Source organism: Mucilaginibacter gossypii (assembly GCF_017569325.2).
Taxonomy (GTDB): domain Bacteria; phylum Bacteroidota; class Bacteroidia; order Sphingobacteriales; family Sphingobacteriaceae; genus Mucilaginibacter; species Mucilaginibacter gossypii.
Genome location: NZ_CP071878.2, coordinates 5071711 through 5091072 on the forward strand (window position 1 = coordinate 5071711; position 19362 = coordinate 5091072).

Here is a 19362-nt window from a genome sequence, read left to right on the forward strand (position 1 = left end):
AAAGTATAAAATGAGACAAAAAGAAGCAGTCGGAGCGTTTTTCAAGGTTCCTATTGACCATACTTACCATACTTATGGGCGAATAATAATGGATAACAAATTCGCTTTCTATGACTATAAAACGGATAAGGACGAGCTTGATTTAGATAAGATTGAACAAGCTAAAGTCCTTTTTAAAATCCTTGTTTCTGAAATTCCTATAAAAAAGGGTATTTGGAAAATAATTGGTATCAAAGAGCTTCCTGAAGATTTAAAAGAACCGGTACCTCTTTTTATCCAGGAAATCGGAAATCCAAAGGTTTGCTACATTGATCTAAGAGGAGATCGCAGACAAGTCAGCCCTGAGGAATGCATCGGGGTTGAACGTTTTGCGGCCTGGTCATATCAGAATGTTGAACAACGATTGGCTGATCATTATAATGGCGTGCCTAATGTTAGCTCTCGGCTATTACAGGTTGAATTGTAATTTGCTTCTAACGGATTAAACTAATTCAAAAATGAAATAGTCTGAAATATCTTTGGAGAGGCTTTTAACGTAAATGTGCCAGGACACAGCTATATCAATAATTTGTTAATAAAAACGGGTAATCCAGCTGCACCGGATTACCCGTTTTTATTAAATCTGCTGTGTGATCTTAGTAAGTTTGCTACTGTGGGTATCAATGATTATCTGGACAACTTTATGATTGTTCTTTCGGAGGCTCCATTAAATCAAAGGTAATTGTCCCAAATTTACCATTCTTCACGCCATTCTTCAGTTACATCTCCGTCATAAAATAATCCCGCCGCTTCTGCAGCCTTTTGAATGTATTCCGCTAATTCTTCTCTCTCAGTTGTCTCTATAAAATACTCGTGATTTAAATTCAATTGATTAAAGCCTTTTACAACGTTTTCAATTGCTTTCCAAACGGCAGTGTCGTTCTTTGAAGTTTGCAAAGCAGAAATATAGTCATCTAAAAGTTTGTCACTTTCAGCGATAGCTTCACTGGTAAAGAAATCACTGCCTTCATCTAATTGCTCCTGCCAATAAATAGTCGGTCTTGGTATTTTGATTGTCTCCATTATGGGTTGTTATATTCTTTCTTTTGTACAAGTATAAAACTACAAATTATAAGATAATTTGCCTATTGAAAGAGTAATAATGTGTATGTTATGGAGATGTTGACCACCCTGTTCCGGGCCAAATTGACCACCGGGTTAGCTGACTTTTGAGTTGCAGCAAATGCTATAAAAGCATGTACAAAAATAGTTATTTAAAAGGTAATTCCATTAGTGGCTGTTTTCCGGTTCAACACTACGTTTTCTTCTCATAGATTCTCCCTTCAGTTCGATACGGTGTGCATCATGAACGATCCTGTCCAGGATCGCATCAGCAATCGTTTTTTCACCAATTACTTCAAACCATTTACTGACCGGCAATTGTGAGGTGATGATCAGCGATGTCTTTCCATGCCGGTCCTCAATGATCTCCATCAGGGCAGCTCTGCTTTGTGCATCAAAAGGCTGTATACCGAAGTCATCCAGTATCAGTAGTTGCTGCCGTTCGAGTTTGGCGATCTCCTTGATATAAGAGCCATCTGCCTTTGCCATCTTCAGTTTAGCGAACAGTTTGGGCGTACTGGTATATAATACCCGGTAACCCAATATGCAGGCCTGGTGGCCTATAGCAGAAGCCACGTAGCTTTTACCGATACCTGTGCTGCCAGTGATCAGCAGGTTCTCGAAGCGGTCAATAAACGTACAGTCCGCCAGGCGCATGATCTGGTTGCGGTCGATGCTTCGGTCGGCATGATAATGAACGTCTTCTATAGCCGCTTTATAGCGGAACTTGGCATAAAGGATCGTGCGTTCGATACGCCTGTTTTGCCGGTCATCCCATTCGGCTTCTACCAGGTGGGCCAACAGTTCGTCCGCTGTATAATCATTCGTTTTACCGGTTTCTATGCTGCTTTTAAAGGCATGGAACATGCCGAAGAACTTCATCTTCCGCAGTTTGTCTAAGGTGCTTGTATTCATGTTATTGTTGTTTTAAATGGTTATTTGTAATAGTCTTCTCCCCGGATATTACCGTGATCTGGCATTGGCAACTCATTGGCAAATAAGCTTTCCTCATAGTTATCCATCTTGTTTTCGAGTATGGTTTGTATCGTTTTATAGTTATAGACGCCATAACTCAATGCCCGCTGACAGGCCACTGTTAATCGTTCATTCCCTGCTTTTTTAGCAAAGCCAAGTACCCCCAGGCAGGACTTGTAAGCCTGTTCAGGGTGTTGTTTACGCTCCAGTATTTGGAGGATATACAGCCTTACATCCTCGTGAATGGAGGCTGCCCAATCCAGGAACATATCTGGTGTCCAGTCACTTTTAAAGCGGTGGGTGCTGGCCATGTGCTCTTTGTCTGTGGTATAGCCATAAGGGTTTTTATTGCGCTTGTGCAAGGCGATACGCTCATAATTGGAGTAGATCTCTACGGTAGTGCGGGAGTATAACAGTTTGACCCGCTTGCCGATATAGCGATAAGGGACGCTGTAATAATGCTTGTCCGGGCCGAGGCTAACGTGGCCATTCTTAATTACCCTGGCCTGGAACTGCTTTTTGAACTGGTAGCGCAGGACAGGCAGTGGTGCCAGGGTTTGGCGCTCTATCTCTTCAAACTGTAGCCTGCGGCTATAGTTGCGGCCCTTGAGCATCTGTGTGTTGTGAACCTCCAGGGCCTGCCAGATCGCTGTATTGAGTTCTGTTAAAGAGTGGTAAACATGCTTGTTTAAAGGTGCATAGATCTTGGTATAAATGATCTTAACGGCACCTTCTACCAACGCCTTGTCACGCGGGCGGTACGCCCGCGCTGGTAGAATAGTTGTGCCATAATGGTCTGCAAAGTCTTCAAATGTTTCATTCAGTGTAGGTTCATAGCGGCTGCTTTTGGTTACTGCAGCCTTCAGGTTATCCGGTACAATGGCGGCAGGAACGCCGCCGATAAAGTGCAGGGTATTCTCGTAGGCCGCTATAAAGTCTTCCTTTTGCTGGCTCATAACGGCCTCTACATACGTTAACTGGCTGGCACCCAGAATAGCTACAAAAACCTCTACAGCCATGATCTCACCGGTTTCCTTGTCCGTATAGCTCATCTTTTCACCGGCAAAATCAACATATAGTTTATCACCGACCTTGTGGTCCATGTGCATGGTCGGATTTACCCTGGCCTTCCATTGGTTATAATAAAAGCAAAACTGGCTGTATTGGTAGCCGTCAGGAAACTCTTTAAAGTAAGCTTCCCATAGCATCTGCCGGTTAACGCCAGTTCGTTTGAGTTCTTTATCGACGTGGGGAAAGCAGCGCAGCATGGACTGCATACGTGCGTTAGGCGGGTGTTCTTTGCTCTTGCCGAACAAATCTTCCAGCTCTTTGTCGTTCAGTGCGTTAACCTCTTCAAAGGTAAAGCCGCTGTCATTAAAAGCTGCGATGTACTTTTTTACTGTGTTTCTTGATGCATCGGCCTGGGCAGCTATGGTCATTAGGGGCCGCTGCTGGCTGTACATCTTTAGTATCTTTCTGATCTTACTCATGCTGATTGTTAAGTTGGCCATGCTTTACGAAGGTGTCTTTGCCCTCAAAAGATGGTTACTTCTACAGCATTTGCTACGCGTTTGGGGTGGTCAATTTCCCCCGGAATGCACTGGTCAGTTTCGCCCGGAATGGGTGGTCAGCTTGCGCCGGAATGGAGTGGTCACATTCATCAGAATCTCCAAGAAAGCCGCAGAATGGTTTAGCAATTTTCCGTTGATGACATTTGCGCTATTAGAGAAACATAATATTAACGAACGCTGAAGATTAGCTACGCGATTTCTGATGAAAATAATATAAGGTTGACAGCCAGAGAGGCCGCGGCGAAAGTCGGGCCTTTTCTTTTTTGACCACTTTTTCATTAAAAAATGTTGCGACCTGACCTGTGAAATAGATACTGTAAATAAGGTATTCGATCATTGAGGATGCTTTAGAAATGCAAAGAATAGGTTAGCATTTTTTTCCTTTGGAGATTTGTATCGTCGGCCAATCAAGACCGGTATAAAGCAATTGAGTATGTATTGCGGTAAATATGCCCCATGGGAACACTACCCCAAAAATCTGCGTTTTTCTGAAGTACAGTACCCATTAACTGTGGTCAATCAGTTTTTTGATCTTGACTGGCCCAAAGGACATTTCGAAGGCCTTAAAACCTGGCGATATTATGTGATAAATTACGAAAGCTTTAAACATGAAAGATTTGGGCCAGGTAAATTATTTGACACCTACGAGGCTACACTAAAACTACTTGAAGCCCTCCATTTATTATATCTTGATAACGAGGATGACGACCGTTCGGTTGCAACCAGTGATAAGCAACTAAATGAAGAAAAACAGCTATGGCACTGGTTCCCAGAAAAGCTGTCACCGGAGGAATTGATGAATCCTTATATAGCAGTGAAACGCGTTTTTAAGGAGATCAAGCCTCAACAATTCAGAGATTACCTGAATGAATGGATACACTTTGCTCTTTCCACACATGCCGTTGAGGATAGTATGTCGATGAACGAAATTATACTCGTTTACAAATCGGTAAAAAAGCTATACTCCGCAGCGTGGATTATTAGGCAACGGGAAAGTGATAAACCCACTTTAAAAAAAGGGCCGGTCAATGAAGCTGACATCCGTCAAGCAGGTGGGACAATGATCGTGAAAAAAACAGAAGAGGGCATCATTCGTATAGAACAAACAGTAGCGGAAAAGTTGGCATTGAAAGAAGTAGCCGATGCCATACAAAAAGCTGTACCATCCATAAAAGCCGTCATCCATATCAAAAGCTTTAAGGATCCTGACACCTTCATGCTTTACATTTTAATAGATGATACTGGAACGCCAATAAACGAGGATCTTAATAAAGCAATTGAAAAAGCTGCCGAGCCGCTCATTCATATTATTACCGTAATCGAAAGCGAGTCAATTCTACGGTCGCAAAATGATGATGATAAAGCCTTCTTAAGATATGTTTTGGCCAGGGGCATGATCGTACAGAAAGGTGAAGGTGTAAAATTGAAAGAACAATTAAAGGTAAATCTTCAGCAGCCTGAGGACGTAGGCACACCGTATTTTGAGCAAAAATTAGCAGAGTCGAAAATGCTTTATGATAAAATCGACGATGAAATAGAAAAGGAGAATTTGCGTGAGGCTGTCAAGTTAATAACCAGTTCTTTAACCGCGTTACTTGAAGCGCTGTTATCCTATAAAACCGGGTACAAGACAGCAAATCCCGACATTGATCGATTATCCTGGTTAACCCAACTTTTTACTAATGAAATTGAAAGACGCTTTGACCATCTGGCTAATGCAGAACCTGAATTGTATGAGTTAATTATAAGTGGTCAACCAGATTATTCGGATGCGCCACTCGATGCTACCCTTCCTGAATTGCTCAATGAACTGGTCAACCAGCGTATGATCGTGCGCACCTTAATGTCTGGAATAAAAGCAAATGATGCATTAGAAAAAAGTAAATGATTGCAAAATGAATACTATACAAATCAAACTCACGGATATTCAGTATAAAGAATTGCAGGAGATAGCGAAAGCTTTAACCAATCAATATAAAATCGAAAAGATCATTTGTTTTGCTGCAATAAACAGATCAAGCGAGGAAACAACTGTTTTTGATCGTTCAAAAGTTGTTTCTGAAACCAACTACTATTTACTGGTAATAACTACTGACGTTACCCGCATAGAGCATGCAATGCAGGATTATATCAGTAAATTATTCCCAGGTACATTTGTGATCGCACACGGCCTTGAAACAGTGATGAACCTTGTTTACAAATACGACACTTTTTTTTGAATGCCTGTTTAAACGGCTCGTTAATTTATACATCCGACGGCTTTACGATGATTCCTGATTTTGACGAAGCGAAAGCTGAAGATGCCATTTTAAAAGATCGTGAAGCTTTCAAAAGGATCTACAACTTCGCATTGGGGTTTTTGGAAAGTGCTTGGATATGCCAGGAAAACGACTTTGACAATAATGTAATCTTTTTACTTCATCAGGCCGTTGAGCAAGGTTGCCGGGCATTAATCAGGTTATTTACGGGATACCGTTCTGATATCCATAATATCAACCGGTTAATTGATTTCTGCAATTGCTTTTCACCGGAACCGTCAGCATTGTTCCGGCGACATTTTGCAAAAGAGAAGCATCTGTTTAAGGTACTTTCCGCAAGCTACTCGGATGCCCGATATAAAGATAACTATCAAGTAGTTGACCATGAAGCTGATCTATTATGTACACAAGTGCAAGCCTTTCTTGATCTAATACTAGAACTGGCAAAAAAAGAGACCGCACCGGGTACTGCTAGGACCACAGTTGAGGCATCGGCAGAGGTCGTGGATTATTCCCCGGCCCTGCCTGCTTCGCTGTGATTATCGTTTTGCCGTTCGGTGAAAGATTTTTACCCGATGAACGAAAAATTAAAAATGATTCAATTGGCCTTCTATTCCAGCAGGCATTGGATAGAAAGCTAGCATCTGACCTGAGCAAGCATCACAAAAACAATTTGCGCTATGCTTTTAACCATTTCATGGATTTTCTCGGAGAAAGCGGGCGTGAAATGTCAATCAGGGAGTTAACCACCTCCAAGATCGAAGATTCACTATTTGCCATTGTCGTCTTTAAATTATCAGAACCTTATTATGAATTAAGAAACACGGGATAGCAGACTACCCCGTGTTCGATCACGTAGTCAACTTGCAGCTAATTTTTGCTTCAGCAGACTCATGTCTTCACTGATCTTATGATCCATTACCTTAGCATAGATCTGCGTGGTTTTGATACTGGTATGCCCCATCATTTTAGCAACGCTTTCTATCGGCACCCCGTTATTTAGCGTGATGGTAGTAGCAAACGTGTGCCTGGCAATATGGAAAGTAAGTACTTTGCTTATACCAGATAGATCAGCTATTTCCTTGAGGTAGGCGTTCATCTTCTGATTGCTTAATACCGGCAATACCCTGTCATCGCATTGACATTGCGGGTTTTCGTGGTATCGTTCCATAATTTCGAGTGCGGAAGGAAGCAAGGGGATGCGGGATAGCGTATCGTTTTTTTGCGGTTTGTGTAAATCCAACTTTCGCCGTCAATCCCCCTTAGTACTTCAGAACGTTTAAGCTTACTTACGTCTACATACGCAAGGCCGGTGTAGCAGCTAAACAGGAAAATATCCTTCACCAATTTCAGCCGCTCCATCGGCATCTCCTTTTCCGAGAGGGCTTTCAGCTCGTCTTTTGTTAGCGCTATTCGGTTAACCTTAGAAGTCTTCGGTTTGTAGTTGAGATAAGGATCGACGGTCAACCATCCATTGCCGAGGCATATTCTCACAATCTTTCCAAAATTTTTGATGTATTTGATCGCAGAGTTATTACCGCATTTGCGAATACTTCTCAGATAGTATTCAAAATCATTTAAAAAGGAAAAGCTAATTTTGGTAACAGGCAGGTCCGATACGTTGAATTGCCATTGCATAAAATCTTTGATATGCATCAGGCAAGTTTCATAGCGCTGCAAAGTGCTTTTCTCAAATTCCTGCCCTACCAGGTTTTGCATCTTTTGATTATGATCTGCGAATACTGCTGTAATTGTTCTTACCCTATCTGCCTTGCCGATAAATTTATTCCTCAAGGTTTCAGCAGTAATTAATTCATCGTGCAGAGTCATGATCCGGTGGCAATCAAATGCTTTGGATTGTAATCCATCGAGATAATTGTTTAAGGCGCGGACATCTTCTTTCGTTCCTGTAAGTCTTCCGGCTTTATTATTCCAGCGGGACGGCTCACAGACTCTGCCGGTAGTGGCTTCTGATCGTTTACCGTCAACAGTAAACCGGAGATAAACGGGCATTGGGCCTGATTGATAGTTCTTTGGCTTTTTCAAATAGAAAAGCAGATTGACGTTTGTTCTCATAGAAATGAGGATTAATAGTGAAACAAAATTAATTTTCTCATCACTTGAGCGCAAGAAGTTCATACACTGAACCGCTTGCATATCAAACAGTTGCAAAAGAATTGGTGAGTCGTTGAGCTACTTTGATTGACTCACCGCATTACTCACCAGAATTATGATTTCAGATGAATAATTTGGTGAGGTTTGAAAACAAAAAACCCTTCAAATGATATCATTTGAAGGGTTTTGCTCAATTTTAATATTGATTTAGCGGAATGGACGGCTCCGTAACCCTATCCACTTATATGCTGTTATTTAGTATTTTACCAATTTTCAACTACTGTACTCCCGAATTTTTTCTGAGCGATGACAATAGCATTCAATATCAAATGACACTAACAAAAATAAAAAAAACTGGCAAATATTAGCTATGGTAAAATTTCATCCTAACTGTTAAATGAAAGAGTACTTGCAAAAATTTCACCCTATCTACTTCTCCTCTACAAAAATTTCCCCCTAATTGTCATTTCTCTACAAAAAATTCATCCTAATTATGGATTTATGTCTTTATGCTTTTAATGAGATAGGGGCTTCAAATTAATTGACTTCTTCTTACTTGCCGCCATGCTATTGAACTCACCATTCCTTATTCAACACTTAAGCAACCAACAGCGCGAGCCGGGTAAAATGTCAAGGCCGGGGCGCAACCGCTGAAAGCGGACAACCCGCGCCGCGCTTGTGTAGCCTTGAAGTTTTATCCTGGCGGTGGGCTATTTTTGCGTTGGTGGTGAATAAGGAATATAGAATATAAAAAGTCGCGAAGGAAGGTATTTTGCAGGTTATTTGTTAATAGCCCTTGCCAATAAAAATGCGGCCCCGGCTGCCAAAGCACCAATCACAACCACTTTAATCGCACCGCTAACTGGTGGCTGCCCTGTTAGTTTGCTCTTGAAATAACCGAAAATAAATAAAGCAATCAGCGTAATTATGCATGAGCCTGTTAACGCTTCGGTTGCATTATGGATAAAAATATAGGGCGATAACGGTATAATGCCGCCAACGATGTAAGATACCCCAATGGTTAGCGCGCTTTTCTTGGCCCGTTTAGGATCTGGCCTTTCTAAACCAAGTTCATAGCGCATCATAAATTCCACCCACTTATCCTTGTCTTTCGACATCTCGTTGGCAATTTGCTGTTGCAGATCAGGTGATAAGCCAAAATCGGCAAATACCTGCTTAACTTCCTCTTTTTCCTGTTCGGGTACGCGTTCAACTTCATCATACTCTCTTTTCAGTTCGGAATGATAATGATCGGCATCCGTCTTTCCGGCTAAAAAGCCGCCGAGTCCCATCGCTATAGAACCTGCTACAATTTCGGCCATGCCTGCGGTAACTACAATCCCGGAGGCATTGACGGCACCGCTTAGTCCGGCGGCCAAGGCAAAGGGTACAGTTAATCCGTCAGACATACCAATTACAATGTCCCTAATAGTTTCCGAGCTGTTGATGTGGTGTTCGCGATGCATCTTCAAAAGTACCCGGTATGATGTGAAGTCCTTAAAATCATCGCAATTTATGATTGGTCTTAATATGCTGAACAAAACACACCGGCTTTGGTTATTGAATAATGAAACCTGACGACTTAGCAAACAAAACCATCAATCCCAGCGATCATCTGGCCAATGAACGCACTTTTTTGGCCTGGATAAGAACGAGTATTGCGTTGATGGGTTTTGGTTTCGTGGTTGTAAAATTCAGTTTGTTCGTTAAGCAGCTTTCTTTGGTTATTTCCACTAAAGTTCCAGTTTCGGGTAAAGGGTTTTCAGCGGCTATTGGCGTTACACTGGTTGCGATTGGGGCAGCAATCGCTTTGCTGGGCTATGTAAGGTATCGGCATATCGACAAGCAACTATTAAGTAAGGCTTATTATCCATCATTTCTTTTATTGTTATTACTTACAGTTGCCATTGTTTTAGTGAGCATTTTGTTGCTATGGTATTTACTTCCCAATATTTAAATCTGCAATTTCATAACTATAGGTTATCAATCATCACAAGTGATGATAAAACTTGCGCGTATTTCATCTGTACTTTTGGAGTATCAATCACCGAGCAGTATGAAACAGCAAGACGAAAATAAAGAATTAATTAACGCTTTGGTCCAAGTATCAAGAGCACTGATAGCCGTAAGTATTTTGTTTGCGGTTTGTGTAGCAATAGTGATCTTTACGTTACTTACACCAGCAGGTCATAAATTCGCTGATACGCCGAAGCAGGCAAGCGCCAAGCCTAATCAAATGGCTATCGTCCCATCCACTGAAGCCTCCGCCGGTACTACGCCGCGCCGTGTTCCGGCCGATGCCTGGAAAGCGCCTGAAGAAAGCACCATTCCGGTAGGTAAAGCAGGTGATGCCATTCGGTATGGCCGGGAGCTCATCGCGCATACCGCCCAATACTTCGGGCCTAAAGGAAGCGTAGCCATGATCACCAACGGGATGAATTGCCAGAATTGCCATTTGGCAGGCGGTACAAAAATCTTCGGTAATGATTATGCCGGGTTCATCAGCAGCTACCCCAAGATGAGCGGACGTAGCGGTAAGGTAGAACCAGCGTCAGAGCGTATTGCAGAATGTTTTGAGCGCAGTTTAGCGGGCAAGGTGCCCGATACCGCGGGTAAAGAAGTACAAGCTATTCTGGCCTATATGAAATGGATCGGAAAGGATGTAAAGAAAGGTCAGAAGCTATTTGGCAGTGCAACTGAAAAAATTGCTTTTATGGATCATGCGGCTGACCCTGAAAAAGGTAAAGAGGTATTTGTAATGAAATGCCAAAGTTGTCATGGCTCTAACGGTGAAGGCCTTTTAAACGCGGATCAAAAGACCTATGCTAACCCGCCACTCTGGGGAAAGCATAGCTATAATGATGGTGCCGGGATGTACCGTTTAACTAACCTGGCCGGATTCGTCAAAAACAACATGCCTTTTGGGGCAACCTATCAAAGCCCGCAGTTGACAGATGAAGAAGCTTGGAACGTAGCTGCCTTTATTAATACACAACCGCGGCCCCATAAAGATCAGCACAAGGATTGGACGAACCTGAAGAAAAAACCGATCGATTTTCCATTTGGCCCTTATGCCGATGGCTTCAGCGAGAAACAGCATAAACTCGGACCCTTTAAACCAATCAAAGACGCACAAAAAGAATTAACCAGTAAAAAATCATAAACAAATAGAAACCATGAAAAAGTACACTTTTCTTTTAGCAGCTTTCGCCCTGATGGCGTTTGTGAAACCTGCCATAGCGCAACAAAAAGATCCGGCCACCTTTACCGGTGCCGAAGCTAAACTTAAACATTATAATGCTTTATACATCCTTAACTCTAATGATGATAAAAAGATCAAAGGGACCCTGCGTAATATCGACAACGCGATTGAAGATCCACGGCTGAAAGGTAAACTGCATGTCGAATTGGTCGCTTTTGGCGATGGGGTAGCAGTTTTTATGAAAAACGGCGCTTACGAGCAGGCTTTAAAAGACTTGCAGGCTAAAGGGGTAGTTTTAGCGCAATGCAGCAACACGATCAGGGAACGAAAGATAGACAAAGCTGATCTGTTCCCTTTTATCTCTTATGTGCCCAGCGGGAATGGTGAGATCATTATCCGCCAATATGAGGGCTGGGCAACCGTACACCCGTAATTCTTATCACAACTTAAATTCAAAATAACAGATCATGAAATATCTTCATAAAATAGCATTTGCAATAGCAGCAATAACCGCCCTGGGCAGCCAGGTTAAAGCACAGGATCACCGATTTGATCCGCCATGGAATACGCCGCCGGAAAGTAAGGTCATGTTTACCGTGCCCGGCGTAGATAACGTACCCGATCTGTTTGGCGACATTAACGATCCGCAGTTAGTGGTATTCTTTGCCGGCAACCAGTTCATGTGCATAGATGACCTGATGGCAGCTTTTAAAAAGGAACACCCGCAATACCAGCGCATTTTCGCGGAAACCTTGCCGCCGGGCATATTAGCCAAACAGATTATGGGCAGCTCTATTACCATTGGGAACATGCGTATTACGCTTAAGCCTGATGTATATACCGCAGGAAAAAACCGCACGGATCAAATGCCGGAATATTTCAGCAAAACCGAAGCCTATGCTTATAACCGTTTGGCCATAATGGTGCAGAAAGGAAATCCGAAAAATATAAAAGGGTTAAAAGATTTGGGACAATCCGCTATCCGTGTTAGCATGCCGAATCCGGACTTTGAAGGAATAGGCAAGCGCATTGAGCAGGCCTACGTATTGGCCGGCACGGAATCTTTGCGTAAAACCATTATGGAAGATAAGGTAAAGGATAGTACCACTTACCTGACCCAGATCCACCACCGTCAATCACCGATGCGTATCATGTATAGTCAATCAGATGCAGCCCCGGTTTGGTATAGTGAAGCCTTTTACCAGGTGATGATCAAACACCCTGTTGAGATGGTAGAGATCCCATCCGATCAGAATATCAATGCGACTTACGTTGCAGGGCAACTAAAAAACGCGCCCCATGCTCAGGCCGCTAAAGATTTTATGGACTTCTTAGTTAGTCCAACAGCTAAAGCGATATACCGCAAATACGGTTTTACAACTAAATAATAAACTCATATTAAAATTAAAGATATGTCATTGCATTTAGGAGATTTAGCTCCAAACTTTACCGCACAAACCACCATCGGGGAAATTGATTTTTACGAGTACCTGGGCGACAGCTGGGGCGTTTTATTTTCTCACCCTGCCGACTATACCCCCGTATGTACTACCGAATTGGGTAAGACAGCCCTATTAAAAGGCGAATTTGATAAACGTAATGTAAAAGCGCTTGCTTTAAGTATAGACCCGCTTGATAAACATCTTGCCTGGATCAGCGATATTAATGAAACCCAAAATTGTAGTGTCGAGTTTCCGTTAATCGCAGATGAGGATCGAAAAGTGTCATTGCTATATGACATGATACATCCAAATGCGTCGGCAACAGCTACCGTTCGTTCCTTATTTATCATCGGGCCTGATAAAAAGGTTAAACTCATGATCACCTATCCGGCATCCACCGGTCGTAACTTCAACGAAGTATTAAGAGTGATCGATTCTCTACAGTTGACCGACGAATATAGCGTAGCCACGCCAGCGAATTGGGAAGCAGGCGATGATGTGATTATTGGCCTGGGTATTAAAACGGAGGATATCGCTGCCAAATTTCCGGGGGGCCACCGTATCATCAAACCTTATTTACGTTACACACCACAACCTGCCAAAAAATGAAATTTTTGATCACCACAATAATCGTTTTACAGGCAACCGTATCCTTTGCACAAACAAAGGATACGGTTTATGTTTATGGTCCAGGTGGCCCTTTATCAGCCATGCAGGATTGCGCGAAAGCATTCACCGCTAAAACAGGAATTCCGGTAAAAGTGACCGGTGGCCCCGAGTCTAAGTGGATTTCGCAGGCCCAGGCCAATGCCGACGTGATCTACGGCGGGGCGGAATATATGCTTACGCAGTTCATGCAAACCCATCCAGGGGTGATTGATGTTTCCACACGTGTCGAACTTTTTAAAAGGCGTGCGGCTATTCTCGTCAGACCGGGAAATCCAAAACAGATTACGAGTTTGAAAGATCTTGCCAAAACCGGCGTTAAAGTGCTTGATGTAAATGGGGCGGGTCAGTTGGGCTTGTGGGAAGACATTGCCGGTACGGAAAACCTGATCGGGGGCATTCAGAAAAATATCGGCGGCTCATTCGCCAATACCGCGCTGGGCATCGATGCCTGGAAGAAAGACCAAAGCTATGATGCTTGGATCACCTATGCATCGTGGCATGAAAACCTGAAAGATGTTACGCAGTTGGTGGAATTGCCTTTGTCATCGCGCTTGTATCGAGGTACACCGATAGCACTCACATCCAATACCAAACACGCTGCGCAAGCCAAACAATTCATTCAATTCTTGCAAAGTGCCGATGGCCACATGATATTTAAGAAATGGGGATGGGAATAAATTGTTCAACAACTTGTTTCTAAATATTAAACAGGCCGTTTGTACTGGCCTGTTTACGTTGGATACTTGAAACAAAAAGCATTTTTTCATAACTTTAGACTATCAACCATCTATTTTGATGATGAAAATGACTTGGTTTTATGATTGATCTTTGAGGTATAAACAAATAAGATCATGAAAACTATTCAACGTTACGTCCATTATGAATTTGATGACCAAACAATAATTATTGGCGACAAAGTTCTAAAAATCGCTGTACCTGTTATCGTATTGACAGCAGCTACTTTTCCATTTTTGTTGTTACTTTTCCGACTTAGCTAATAACCCTTTATCAATATGTTCGATTTCCGCTTACAGGTTTTTCATACGGTAGCCAAGAGGCTGAATTTTACCAAAGCTTCTGCTGAGTTGTATATCAGCCAGCCTGCGGTAACCAAGCATATTAAAGAGTTGGAAGAACAGTTCAAAACGACGCTGATAGAACGCAGTGGCAACAAAAAAATATCGCTCACGCCTGCTGGCGCAATGCTGCTGGCCTATGCAGATAAATTGGCGGCTGTCTATAACGAGTTGGACTTTGATATGAACCTGTTGGTTAAAAAACATTCCGGCATTTTGCGCATCGGCGGCAGTAATACGGTAGCACAATACGTTATCCCGCCGGTACTGGCAAGGTTTCATGAAAAGTTTAAAGACGTTCAAGTGAACCTGGTGCCAGGTAATACGGAGCAGGTGGAGCAGGCCTTACTGAATAAAGAGATCGACCTGGGCATTGTAGAGGGCATCCTCCGTAATCCGCAGCTCAGCTACCAGGAATTTTTGAGCGATGAACTGGTACTGATCTGTAGTGCCTCTAATACTTTTAAAAAAGACAGCATTAAACCGGAGGAATTAATAGAACTGCCTTTATTGCTCCGTGAACCCGGTTCGGGAACGTTGGACGTTATTGCTCACGCTTTAAAGCCTTTCAATATCAATTTATCAGATCTGAAAATAGAAATGCAGTTAGGCGGCACGGAAAGTATAAAGTCTTATTTGTTACACAGCAAATGTTTTGCATTTGTATCGGTGCAGTCGATCTTGAAAGAGCTGAAGTATAACGAATGCCGGATCATCGACATTAAAGACCTGACTATTGAGCGGCCATTTTATTTTATCCTGCCACACGGTCAACCTTCATCATTAGCAGAAATATTTATGCGATTCGCTAAAAGCTATAAGAGCCTATAAGCATCTGATATGACTGAAAAGAAGAAAAAAGTCATTATCATGTTTATTGCCGAAGCACCTGGCTCTACCAACAACCATTTTTATTTAAAAAACACCAATTTATTCCGGGCAATGCGCGCGGCCTTTGAACAGGCTTTTGGTAAATTTAGTTCTGCTGACGATTTTCTTGATTTTTTTAACAAGTCCGGCAGCGTCCTGGATCATCTATATCCTCTGGGTAAAGAAACCTCAGTTAACTTAACGCCTTATGCTGCCAGACAGTTGGCAGATCGTATGCGTTTGATTCAACCTAAACACGTTATCATTTTAATGAAGCGAATTGCTCCCGATGTCAAGAAAGCAGCTATCGATGCCGGGGCATCCCCCTCTGAAATTCTGACCACCGCATATCCCGCAGGAAGTGAAAGGAACAGGCAAGTCTTTATCAACGATATATCAACCTGGTTAAGACACATGATCGATAACCTTTAGCTATCGTTAAGTCGATTTTGTGATAAAAATATAGCCCAAAAGCTATCGATATTTGAATAATAAAATCAAATATCATGAAAACGTATCAATTGGTTATCGCCCCCAAATTCAAAGAAAACGGCAAGCAATGTAAATTCGATCACAGCCCTAAAAATGCTGTGGAGCACACCGCAGTAGAAGATATACCCGTGATCGGTGTCAAAACAAAGAAAGGTTGGTTCGACAAAGATGCTCCTCAAAACTTAACAAGCGAAGGTGCAGCTATCAGGGGAATTTTGGTAGTTTGCATGCCGCCATTATCTGCTATTGACTGGTACTGTGGGACGCATACCATGATCTTCATAGCCCCGCTCATTATGTATTTAGCAGTTACTGCACTGACAATGACATGCCCTATCAAATCATTATTTAGTAAATACAGACATACGAATTTTGCCTGAATTGTAATTTATAGTTAAATTCCATCACACTCAGCTTAACACAACATGAAACATACTGTTGAAATAATTTCTGTTAAACAGATCACTCACGATGTTAAAAGGTTCAGGCTAACAAAGCCAGCCGGTTATCGGTTTAACCCGGGGCAAGCCACCGAACTTTCGATCAACAGACCGGAATGGACAGATGTCCTCCGCCCGTTTACTTTTACAAGTTTAAACTCAGAGAACTTTCTTGAATTTACCATCAAGATCTATCCGGATCATCATGGTATGACCGAACAATTAGACAAATTGGGAAAAGGTGATGAGTTGATCATTAATGATCCATGGGGGTCAATTGAATATAAAGGCCCCGGATATTTTATCGCGGGTGGCGCAGGGATCACGCCTTTTTTAGCCATTTTAAAACAACTCCATCAATTTGGCCAGCTAAATGGGAACACTTTATTCTTTGCGAACAAGTCAAAGGGTGATATTATTCTTGAGGATGATCTTAAAGATATGTTGTGCAGCAAAGTGATATTTCTTATTAGCGGGAAAACAGAAGATTTATATTTGAATAAAAGAATCGGGTATGCATTTCTCAAAGAAAACGTCAATGACCTTAAGCAATATTTTTATATATGCGGGCCGGAGCAAATGGTGAACGATGTAAACGACATCTTATTAAGTATGGGCGTATCACCAGATAGATTGGTTTACGAGAAGTAAACATGGTGCATTCAACAGTAATACACAACTCTCTAAGATTTTATAATACGCCGCAAGCCTGCTAAATTTACCGCATGATACAGTTTGGGCCAGCATTGCAATCAGCGTTAGAAGAAAACAGCCAGCGTAAACAGTTGCCTGCCGGTACGGTGTTGATGTCGTCCAATAGTTATGTGCGATCATTACCGGTGCTTTTATCCGGCAGTATGCGGGTTATCCGGCAGGATGAGGACGGCCGCGAGATCCTTTTATATTATATCAAACCCGGCGAAAGCTGTATCATGTCATTCCTGGCCGGGATACATGAGGATACCTCGAAAGTGCGACTGGAGGTAGAAGAAGATGCCGACGTCTTGATGCTGCCCATTACCAAAGCCAGCGAATGGGTAAAAAGTTATCCCGAATGGGCCGACTTTATTTTTAAACTTTACCACCAGCGTTTCGAAGAATTGCTTACTGTGATCAATGAAGTTGCCTTTCAAAAATTGGATGACCGTATTGTAGAACTGCTCAAGAAGAAAGCCGCAGTATTCAATTCCCATGAATTTCAGATCACTCACCAGCAACTGGCAGAAGAGTTGGGCACAACGCGCGAAGTAGTATCACGCTTGCTTAAGCAAATGGAAAAAAAGGAAATGATCTCCCTTTCCCGCAATAAGATCACTTTAAATTTCTCTGTGTAACATAAGTCACCAATTGCCGGGCTGAAAGCGGATAGCTTTGTTCCATCAATCATCAGGTTTTGGAAATAGCAGGTTACGCAGCTTCGGTTTTAATTGGTTTGTCCCTTGGGTTAATAGGCGGGGGAGGCTCCATCCTAACCGTACCTATTCTCGTTTATTTTTTTGCTATCGACCCAGTGTTGGCGACCACTTACTCTTTATTTGTAGTTGGACTAACCAGTACCGCAGGTGCGGCCAGCCATTACCTAAAAGGCAATGTGGATGTTAAGACCGCGTTGATCTTTGGTTTACCATCCTTGGCCGCCGTATTTATCATGCGGAGATGGGTAATGCCAGTGATACCAATTCACTTATTTACGCTCGGACACTGGACTGTTACCAAAAGCATGCTGCTGATGCTTGTTTTTGCCGGTCTGATGCTGGCAGCATCCCTTTCCATGATCCGGAATAAAAAGGAAGATCGTGGTAGTTCCCAAGAGCTTAGTTATCCAAGATTAATTTTGCAGGCCATAGCTGTTGGCCTTATCACTGGTTTTGTAGGTGTTGGCGGTGGTTTTCTTATTATTCCATCGCTGGTATTGCTCGCAGGTTTACCGATGAAAAAAGCAGTGGGTACTTCGCTTATGGTAATGACTATTAGCTCGCTGCTGGGTGTATTGGGTGATATCACCGGGCATGTAGTAATAAATTATGAGTTTTTAGCCGTCTTTTCGGGTTTTGCCATTGCCGGTATCATCCTCGGCAGTTACCTCACGCGGTTCATCAGCGATACTCGCCTGAAGCCTGCCTTTGGCTGGTTTGTATTGGCTATGGGTATCTTTGTTTTAATAAGCACTTTAACTAACTCACATGGACATCATTAAACAACCGTGGCCCTGGTATGTAGCCGGGCCGTTGATAGGGCTCATCGTGCCGGCACTATTAATATTGGGTAACAAAACATTCGGTATCTCATCTACTTTGCGGCAGATATGCGCGGCTTGTATCCCGGCAAATATTTCCTTTTTTAAATACGACTGGAAGAAGGACACATGGAATTTGTTTTTTATTGCAGGCATCGTTATAGGCGGATCCATCGCCGCACATTTATTGTCCAATCCCGGGCCGGTGGGCATCAATCCTAAAACCATTGTTGCCTTGCAGCAGCAGGGCATTAAAGATTTCAGCGGTTTACTGCCACGGGATATTTTTAGTTTCAAGGCGCTTACCACTTTAAAAGGGTTTGTGTTTATTGTAATCGGCGGTTTCCTGGTTGGCTTTGGTACGCGCTATGCCGGTGGCTGTACTTCCGGCCATGCCATTATGGGTATTTCCTCTTTACAGTGGCCTTCCCTGGTAGCCACCTGCTGCTTTATGATCGGCGGCTTCGTCATGACCTGGTTGATCTTACCTTATTTATTACAGCTATGAAGAATCTGAAGTTTATACTGGTAGGGATGTGTTTCGGTATCATCCTGATCAAATCCGAGGTGATCTCATGGTTCCGCATACAGGAAATGTTCCGTTTGCAATCCTTTCATATGTATGGCATCATCGGCAGCGCCATTGTAGTAGCCATGATCTCCATATTATTAATTAAGCGCTTTAATATCAAAACGATCTATCAGGAACCTATTGTTATCCCAGACAAGAAATTTAACTGGGGATACGTTTATGGCGGATTGATCTTTGGATTAGGCTGGGCGCTTACCGGCGCATGCCCCGGCCCATTGTTTGCGCAGATCGGCAGCGGTATTTTGGTTACAACTGTAACGCTGCTGAGCGCTATTGCAGGAACCTGGGTTTATGGTTTATTACGTGAAAAACTCCCTCTTTAA

At 42.7% G+C, this 19362-nt stretch carries 26 protein-coding genes; 20 read left to right on the forward strand and 6 right to left on the reverse strand.

Annotated features, from left to right (window positions below; translation table 11 throughout):
* Positions 1-10 precede the first annotated feature (10 nt).
* On the forward strand, positions 11-466 hold the full coding sequence (locus J3L18_RS21145; RefSeq protein ID WP_129569810.1) for an immunity 26/phosphotriesterase HocA family protein: 456 nt from the start codon (positions 11-13) through the stop codon (positions 464-466).
* Positions 467-732: 266 nt separating this feature from the next.
* On the opposite strand, the gene J3L18_RS21150 is transcribed toward J3L18_RS21145, so the two are convergent.
* From J3L18_RS21150 to istA, 3 genes are all read right to left on the reverse strand, one after another.
* A complete protein-coding gene (locus J3L18_RS21150; protein ID WP_129569809.1) occupies positions 733-1062 on the reverse strand; it encodes a hypothetical protein in 330 nt (109 codons plus the stop codon).
* A gap of 207 nt (positions 1063-1269) precedes the next feature.
* Positions 1270-2016, reverse strand: coding sequence for an IS21-like element helper ATPase IstB (gene istB / locus J3L18_RS21155; protein ID WP_129571990.1), 747 nt, complete (start codon positions 2014-2016; stop codon positions 1270-1272).
* Positions 2017-2036: 20 nt separating this feature from the next.
* Complete coding sequence (istA, locus tag J3L18_RS21160) at positions 2037-3566, reverse strand: IS21 family transposase (RefSeq protein ID WP_243771447.1); 1530 nt, start codon at positions 3564-3566, stop codon at positions 2037-2039.
* A 514-nt stretch (positions 3567-4080) separates the two neighbouring features.
* Between istA and J3L18_RS21165 the strand changes: the two genes are divergently transcribed.
* From J3L18_RS21165 to J3L18_RS21180, 4 genes are read left to right on the forward strand one after another with little or no spacing between them, the layout of a single operon-like run.
* The gene (locus tag J3L18_RS21165) at positions 4081-5535 is read left to right on the forward strand and encodes a hypothetical protein (protein ID WP_129567760.1); all 1455 of its coding nucleotides are present in this window, start codon (positions 4081-4083) and stop codon (positions 5533-5535) included.
* Between the two features lie 7 nt (positions 5536-5542).
* Positions 5543-5866, forward strand: a complete 324-nt coding sequence (locus J3L18_RS21170; protein WP_129567761.1) for a hypothetical protein — start codon at positions 5543-5545, stop codon at positions 5864-5866.
* Between the two features lie 47 nt (positions 5867-5913).
* On the forward strand, positions 5914-6444 hold the full coding sequence (locus tag J3L18_RS21175) for a HEPN domain-containing protein (protein ID WP_129567762.1): 531 nt from the start codon (positions 5914-5916) through the stop codon (positions 6442-6444).
* Complete coding sequence (locus tag J3L18_RS21180; protein ID WP_129567763.1) at positions 6441-6737, forward strand: hypothetical protein; 297 nt, start codon at positions 6441-6443, stop codon at positions 6735-6737. Before J3L18_RS21175 ends, J3L18_RS21180 begins: the two co-directional genes overlap by 4 nt.
* A gap of 27 nt (positions 6738-6764) precedes the next feature.
* Here the strand turns inward: J3L18_RS21180 and J3L18_RS21185 are convergent, their stop codons facing one another.
* From J3L18_RS21185 to J3L18_RS21195, 3 genes are all read right to left on the reverse strand, one after another.
* On the reverse strand, positions 6765-7076 hold the full coding sequence (locus J3L18_RS21185) for a site-specific integrase (RefSeq protein ID WP_375339170.1): 312 nt from the start codon (positions 7074-7076) through the stop codon (positions 6765-6767).
* The gene (locus tag J3L18_RS21190; RefSeq protein ID WP_311084060.1) at positions 7016-7981 is read right to left on the reverse strand and encodes a site-specific integrase; all 966 of its coding nucleotides are present in this window, start codon (positions 7979-7981) and stop codon (positions 7016-7018) included. Before J3L18_RS21190 ends, J3L18_RS21185 begins: the two co-directional genes overlap by 61 nt.
* A gap of 818 nt (positions 7982-8799) precedes the next feature.
* Positions 8800-9486: a VIT1/CCC1 transporter family protein gene (locus J3L18_RS21195; protein WP_189549032.1), complete on the reverse strand. Its 687-nt coding sequence runs from the start codon at positions 9484-9486 to the stop codon at positions 8800-8802.
* Between the two features lie 101 nt (positions 9487-9587).
* On the opposite strand from J3L18_RS21195, the gene J3L18_RS21200 reads away from it, so the two are divergent.
* The 15 genes from J3L18_RS21200 (at position 9588) to J3L18_RS21270 (ending at position 19362) form a co-directional block, all read left to right on the forward strand.
* On the forward strand, positions 9588-9977 hold the full coding sequence (locus tag J3L18_RS21200; RefSeq protein WP_129567765.1) for a YidH family protein: 390 nt from the start codon (positions 9588-9590) through the stop codon (positions 9975-9977).
* 99 nt (positions 9978-10076) lie between these two features.
* Positions 10077-11183 (forward strand): c-type cytochrome, encoded by a 1107-nt coding sequence (locus tag J3L18_RS21205; protein WP_129567766.1) that lies wholly within the window; start codon positions 10077-10079, stop codon positions 11181-11183.
* Positions 11184-11196: 13 nt separating this feature from the next.
* On the forward strand, positions 11197-11655 hold the full coding sequence (locus J3L18_RS21210; protein ID WP_129567767.1) for a DsrE family protein: 459 nt from the start codon (positions 11197-11199) through the stop codon (positions 11653-11655).
* Positions 11656-11689: 34 nt separating this feature from the next.
* Positions 11690-12610, forward strand: a complete 921-nt coding sequence (locus J3L18_RS21215; RefSeq protein WP_129567768.1) for a molybdate ABC transporter substrate-binding protein — start codon at positions 11690-11692, stop codon at positions 12608-12610.
* A 24-nt stretch (positions 12611-12634) separates the two neighbouring features.
* Positions 12635-13273: a peroxiredoxin gene (locus J3L18_RS21220; RefSeq protein WP_129567769.1), complete on the forward strand. Its 639-nt coding sequence runs from the start codon at positions 12635-12637 to the stop codon at positions 13271-13273.
* A complete protein-coding gene (locus tag J3L18_RS21225) occupies positions 13270-14010 on the forward strand; it encodes an extracellular solute-binding protein (protein ID WP_129567770.1) in 741 nt (246 codons plus the stop codon). Before J3L18_RS21220 ends, J3L18_RS21225 begins: the two co-directional genes overlap by 4 nt.
* A gap of 174 nt (positions 14011-14184) precedes the next feature.
* Complete coding sequence (locus J3L18_RS21230) at positions 14185-14331, forward strand: hypothetical protein (RefSeq protein ID WP_189549034.1); 147 nt, start codon at positions 14185-14187, stop codon at positions 14329-14331.
* A 15-nt stretch (positions 14332-14346) separates the two neighbouring features.
* Positions 14347-15240, forward strand: coding sequence for a LysR substrate-binding domain-containing protein (locus J3L18_RS21235; protein ID WP_129567771.1), 894 nt, complete (start codon positions 14347-14349; stop codon positions 15238-15240).
* Between the two features lie 9 nt (positions 15241-15249).
* On the forward strand, positions 15250-15711 hold the full coding sequence (locus tag J3L18_RS21240) for a hypothetical protein (RefSeq protein ID WP_129567772.1): 462 nt from the start codon (positions 15250-15252) through the stop codon (positions 15709-15711).
* A 74-nt stretch (positions 15712-15785) separates the two neighbouring features.
* Complete coding sequence (locus J3L18_RS21245) at positions 15786-16151, forward strand: hypothetical protein (protein WP_129567773.1); 366 nt, start codon at positions 15786-15788, stop codon at positions 16149-16151.
* 45 nt (positions 16152-16196) lie between these two features.
* Complete coding sequence (locus J3L18_RS21250; RefSeq protein WP_129567774.1) at positions 16197-16862, forward strand: FAD-binding oxidoreductase; 666 nt, start codon at positions 16197-16199, stop codon at positions 16860-16862.
* Between the two features lie 74 nt (positions 16863-16936).
* Positions 16937-17545 carry a Crp/Fnr family transcriptional regulator gene (locus J3L18_RS21255; RefSeq protein ID WP_129567775.1) on the forward strand — a complete coding sequence of 203 codons (609 nt, stop codon included), beginning with the start codon at positions 16937-16939 and terminating at the stop codon, positions 17543-17545.
* Between the two features lie 59 nt (positions 17546-17604).
* The gene (locus J3L18_RS21260; RefSeq protein WP_129567776.1) at positions 17605-18408 is read left to right on the forward strand and encodes a sulfite exporter TauE/SafE family protein; all 804 of its coding nucleotides are present in this window, start codon (positions 17605-17607) and stop codon (positions 18406-18408) included.
* Positions 18395-18955 carry a YeeE/YedE family protein gene (locus tag J3L18_RS21265; protein WP_129567777.1) on the forward strand — a complete coding sequence of 187 codons (561 nt, stop codon included), beginning with the start codon at positions 18395-18397 and terminating at the stop codon, positions 18953-18955. Before J3L18_RS21260 ends, J3L18_RS21265 begins: the two co-directional genes overlap by 14 nt.
* On the forward strand, positions 18952-19362 hold the full coding sequence (locus J3L18_RS21270; protein ID WP_129567778.1) for a DUF6691 family protein: 411 nt from the start codon (positions 18952-18954) through the stop codon (positions 19360-19362). Before J3L18_RS21265 ends, J3L18_RS21270 begins: the two co-directional genes overlap by 4 nt.

Excerpts from the sequence above, each read along its gene's own strand:
- J3L18_RS21245 (WP_129567773.1), top strand. The coding sequence starts at position 15,786 with ATGAAAACGTATCAATTGGTTATCGCCCCCAAATTCAAAGAAAACGGC.
- J3L18_RS21270 (WP_129567778.1), top strand. The coding sequence starts at position 18,952 with ATGAAGAATCTGAAGTTTATACTGGTAGGGATGTGTTTCGGTATCATC.
- J3L18_RS21250 (WP_129567774.1), top strand. The coding sequence starts at position 16,197 with ATGAAACATACTGTTGAAATAATTTCTGTTAAACAGATCACTCACGAT.
- J3L18_RS21145 (WP_129569810.1), top strand. The coding sequence starts at position 11 with ATGAGACAAAAAGAAGCAGTCGGAGCGTTTTTCAAGGTTCCTATTGAC.
- J3L18_RS21210 (WP_129567767.1), top strand. The coding sequence starts at position 11,197 with ATGAAAAAGTACACTTTTCTTTTAGCAGCTTTCGCCCTGATGGCGTTT.
- J3L18_RS21230 (WP_189549034.1), top strand. The coding sequence starts at position 14,185 with ATGAAAACTATTCAACGTTACGTCCATTATGAATTTGATGACCAAACA.
- J3L18_RS21240 (WP_129567772.1), top strand. The coding sequence starts at position 15,250 with ATGACTGAAAAGAAGAAAAAAGTCATTATCATGTTTATTGCCGAAGCA.
- J3L18_RS21195 (WP_189549032.1), bottom strand. The coding sequence starts at position 9,486 with ATGCATCGCGAACACCACATCAACAGCTCGGAAACTATTAGGGACATT.
- J3L18_RS21225 (WP_129567770.1), top strand. The coding sequence starts at position 13,270 with ATGAAATTTTTGATCACCACAATAATCGTTTTACAGGCAACCGTATCC.
- J3L18_RS21170 (WP_129567761.1), top strand. The coding sequence starts at position 5,543 with ATGAATACTATACAAATCAAACTCACGGATATTCAGTATAAAGAATTG.
- istB (WP_129571990.1), bottom strand. The coding sequence starts at position 2,016 with ATGAATACAAGCACCTTAGACAAACTGCGGAAGATGAAGTTCTTCGGC.
- J3L18_RS21185 (WP_375339170.1), bottom strand. The coding sequence starts at position 7,076 with ATGGAACGATACCACGAAAACCCGCAATGTCAATGCGATGACAGGGTA.
- J3L18_RS21200 (WP_129567765.1), top strand. The coding sequence starts at position 9,588 with ATGAAACCTGACGACTTAGCAAACAAAACCATCAATCCCAGCGATCAT.
- J3L18_RS21175 (WP_129567762.1), top strand. The coding sequence starts at position 5,914 with ATGATTCCTGATTTTGACGAAGCGAAAGCTGAAGATGCCATTTTAAAA.
- J3L18_RS21235 (WP_129567771.1), top strand. The coding sequence starts at position 14,347 with ATGTTCGATTTCCGCTTACAGGTTTTTCATACGGTAGCCAAGAGGCTG.
- J3L18_RS21165 (WP_129567760.1), top strand. The coding sequence starts at position 4,081 with ATGTATTGCGGTAAATATGCCCCATGGGAACACTACCCCAAAAATCTG.
- J3L18_RS21255 (WP_129567775.1), top strand. The coding sequence starts at position 16,937 with ATGATACAGTTTGGGCCAGCATTGCAATCAGCGTTAGAAGAAAACAGC.
- J3L18_RS21150 (WP_129569809.1), bottom strand. The coding sequence starts at position 1,062 with ATGGAGACAATCAAAATACCAAGACCGACTATTTATTGGCAGGAGCAA.
- J3L18_RS21190 (WP_311084060.1), bottom strand. The coding sequence starts at position 7,981 with ATGAGAACAAACGTCAATCTGCTTTTCTATTTGAAAAAGCCAAAGAAC.
- J3L18_RS21265 (WP_129567777.1), top strand. The coding sequence starts at position 18,395 with ATGGACATCATTAAACAACCGTGGCCCTGGTATGTAGCCGGGCCGTTG.
- J3L18_RS21220 (WP_129567769.1), top strand. The coding sequence starts at position 12,635 with ATGTCATTGCATTTAGGAGATTTAGCTCCAAACTTTACCGCACAAACC.
- istA (WP_243771447.1), bottom strand. The coding sequence starts at position 3,566 with ATGAGTAAGATCAGAAAGATACTAAAGATGTACAGCCAGCAGCGGCCC.
- J3L18_RS21205 (WP_129567766.1), top strand. The coding sequence starts at position 10,077 with ATGAAACAGCAAGACGAAAATAAAGAATTAATTAACGCTTTGGTCCAA.
- J3L18_RS21215 (WP_129567768.1), top strand. The coding sequence starts at position 11,690 with ATGAAATATCTTCATAAAATAGCATTTGCAATAGCAGCAATAACCGCC.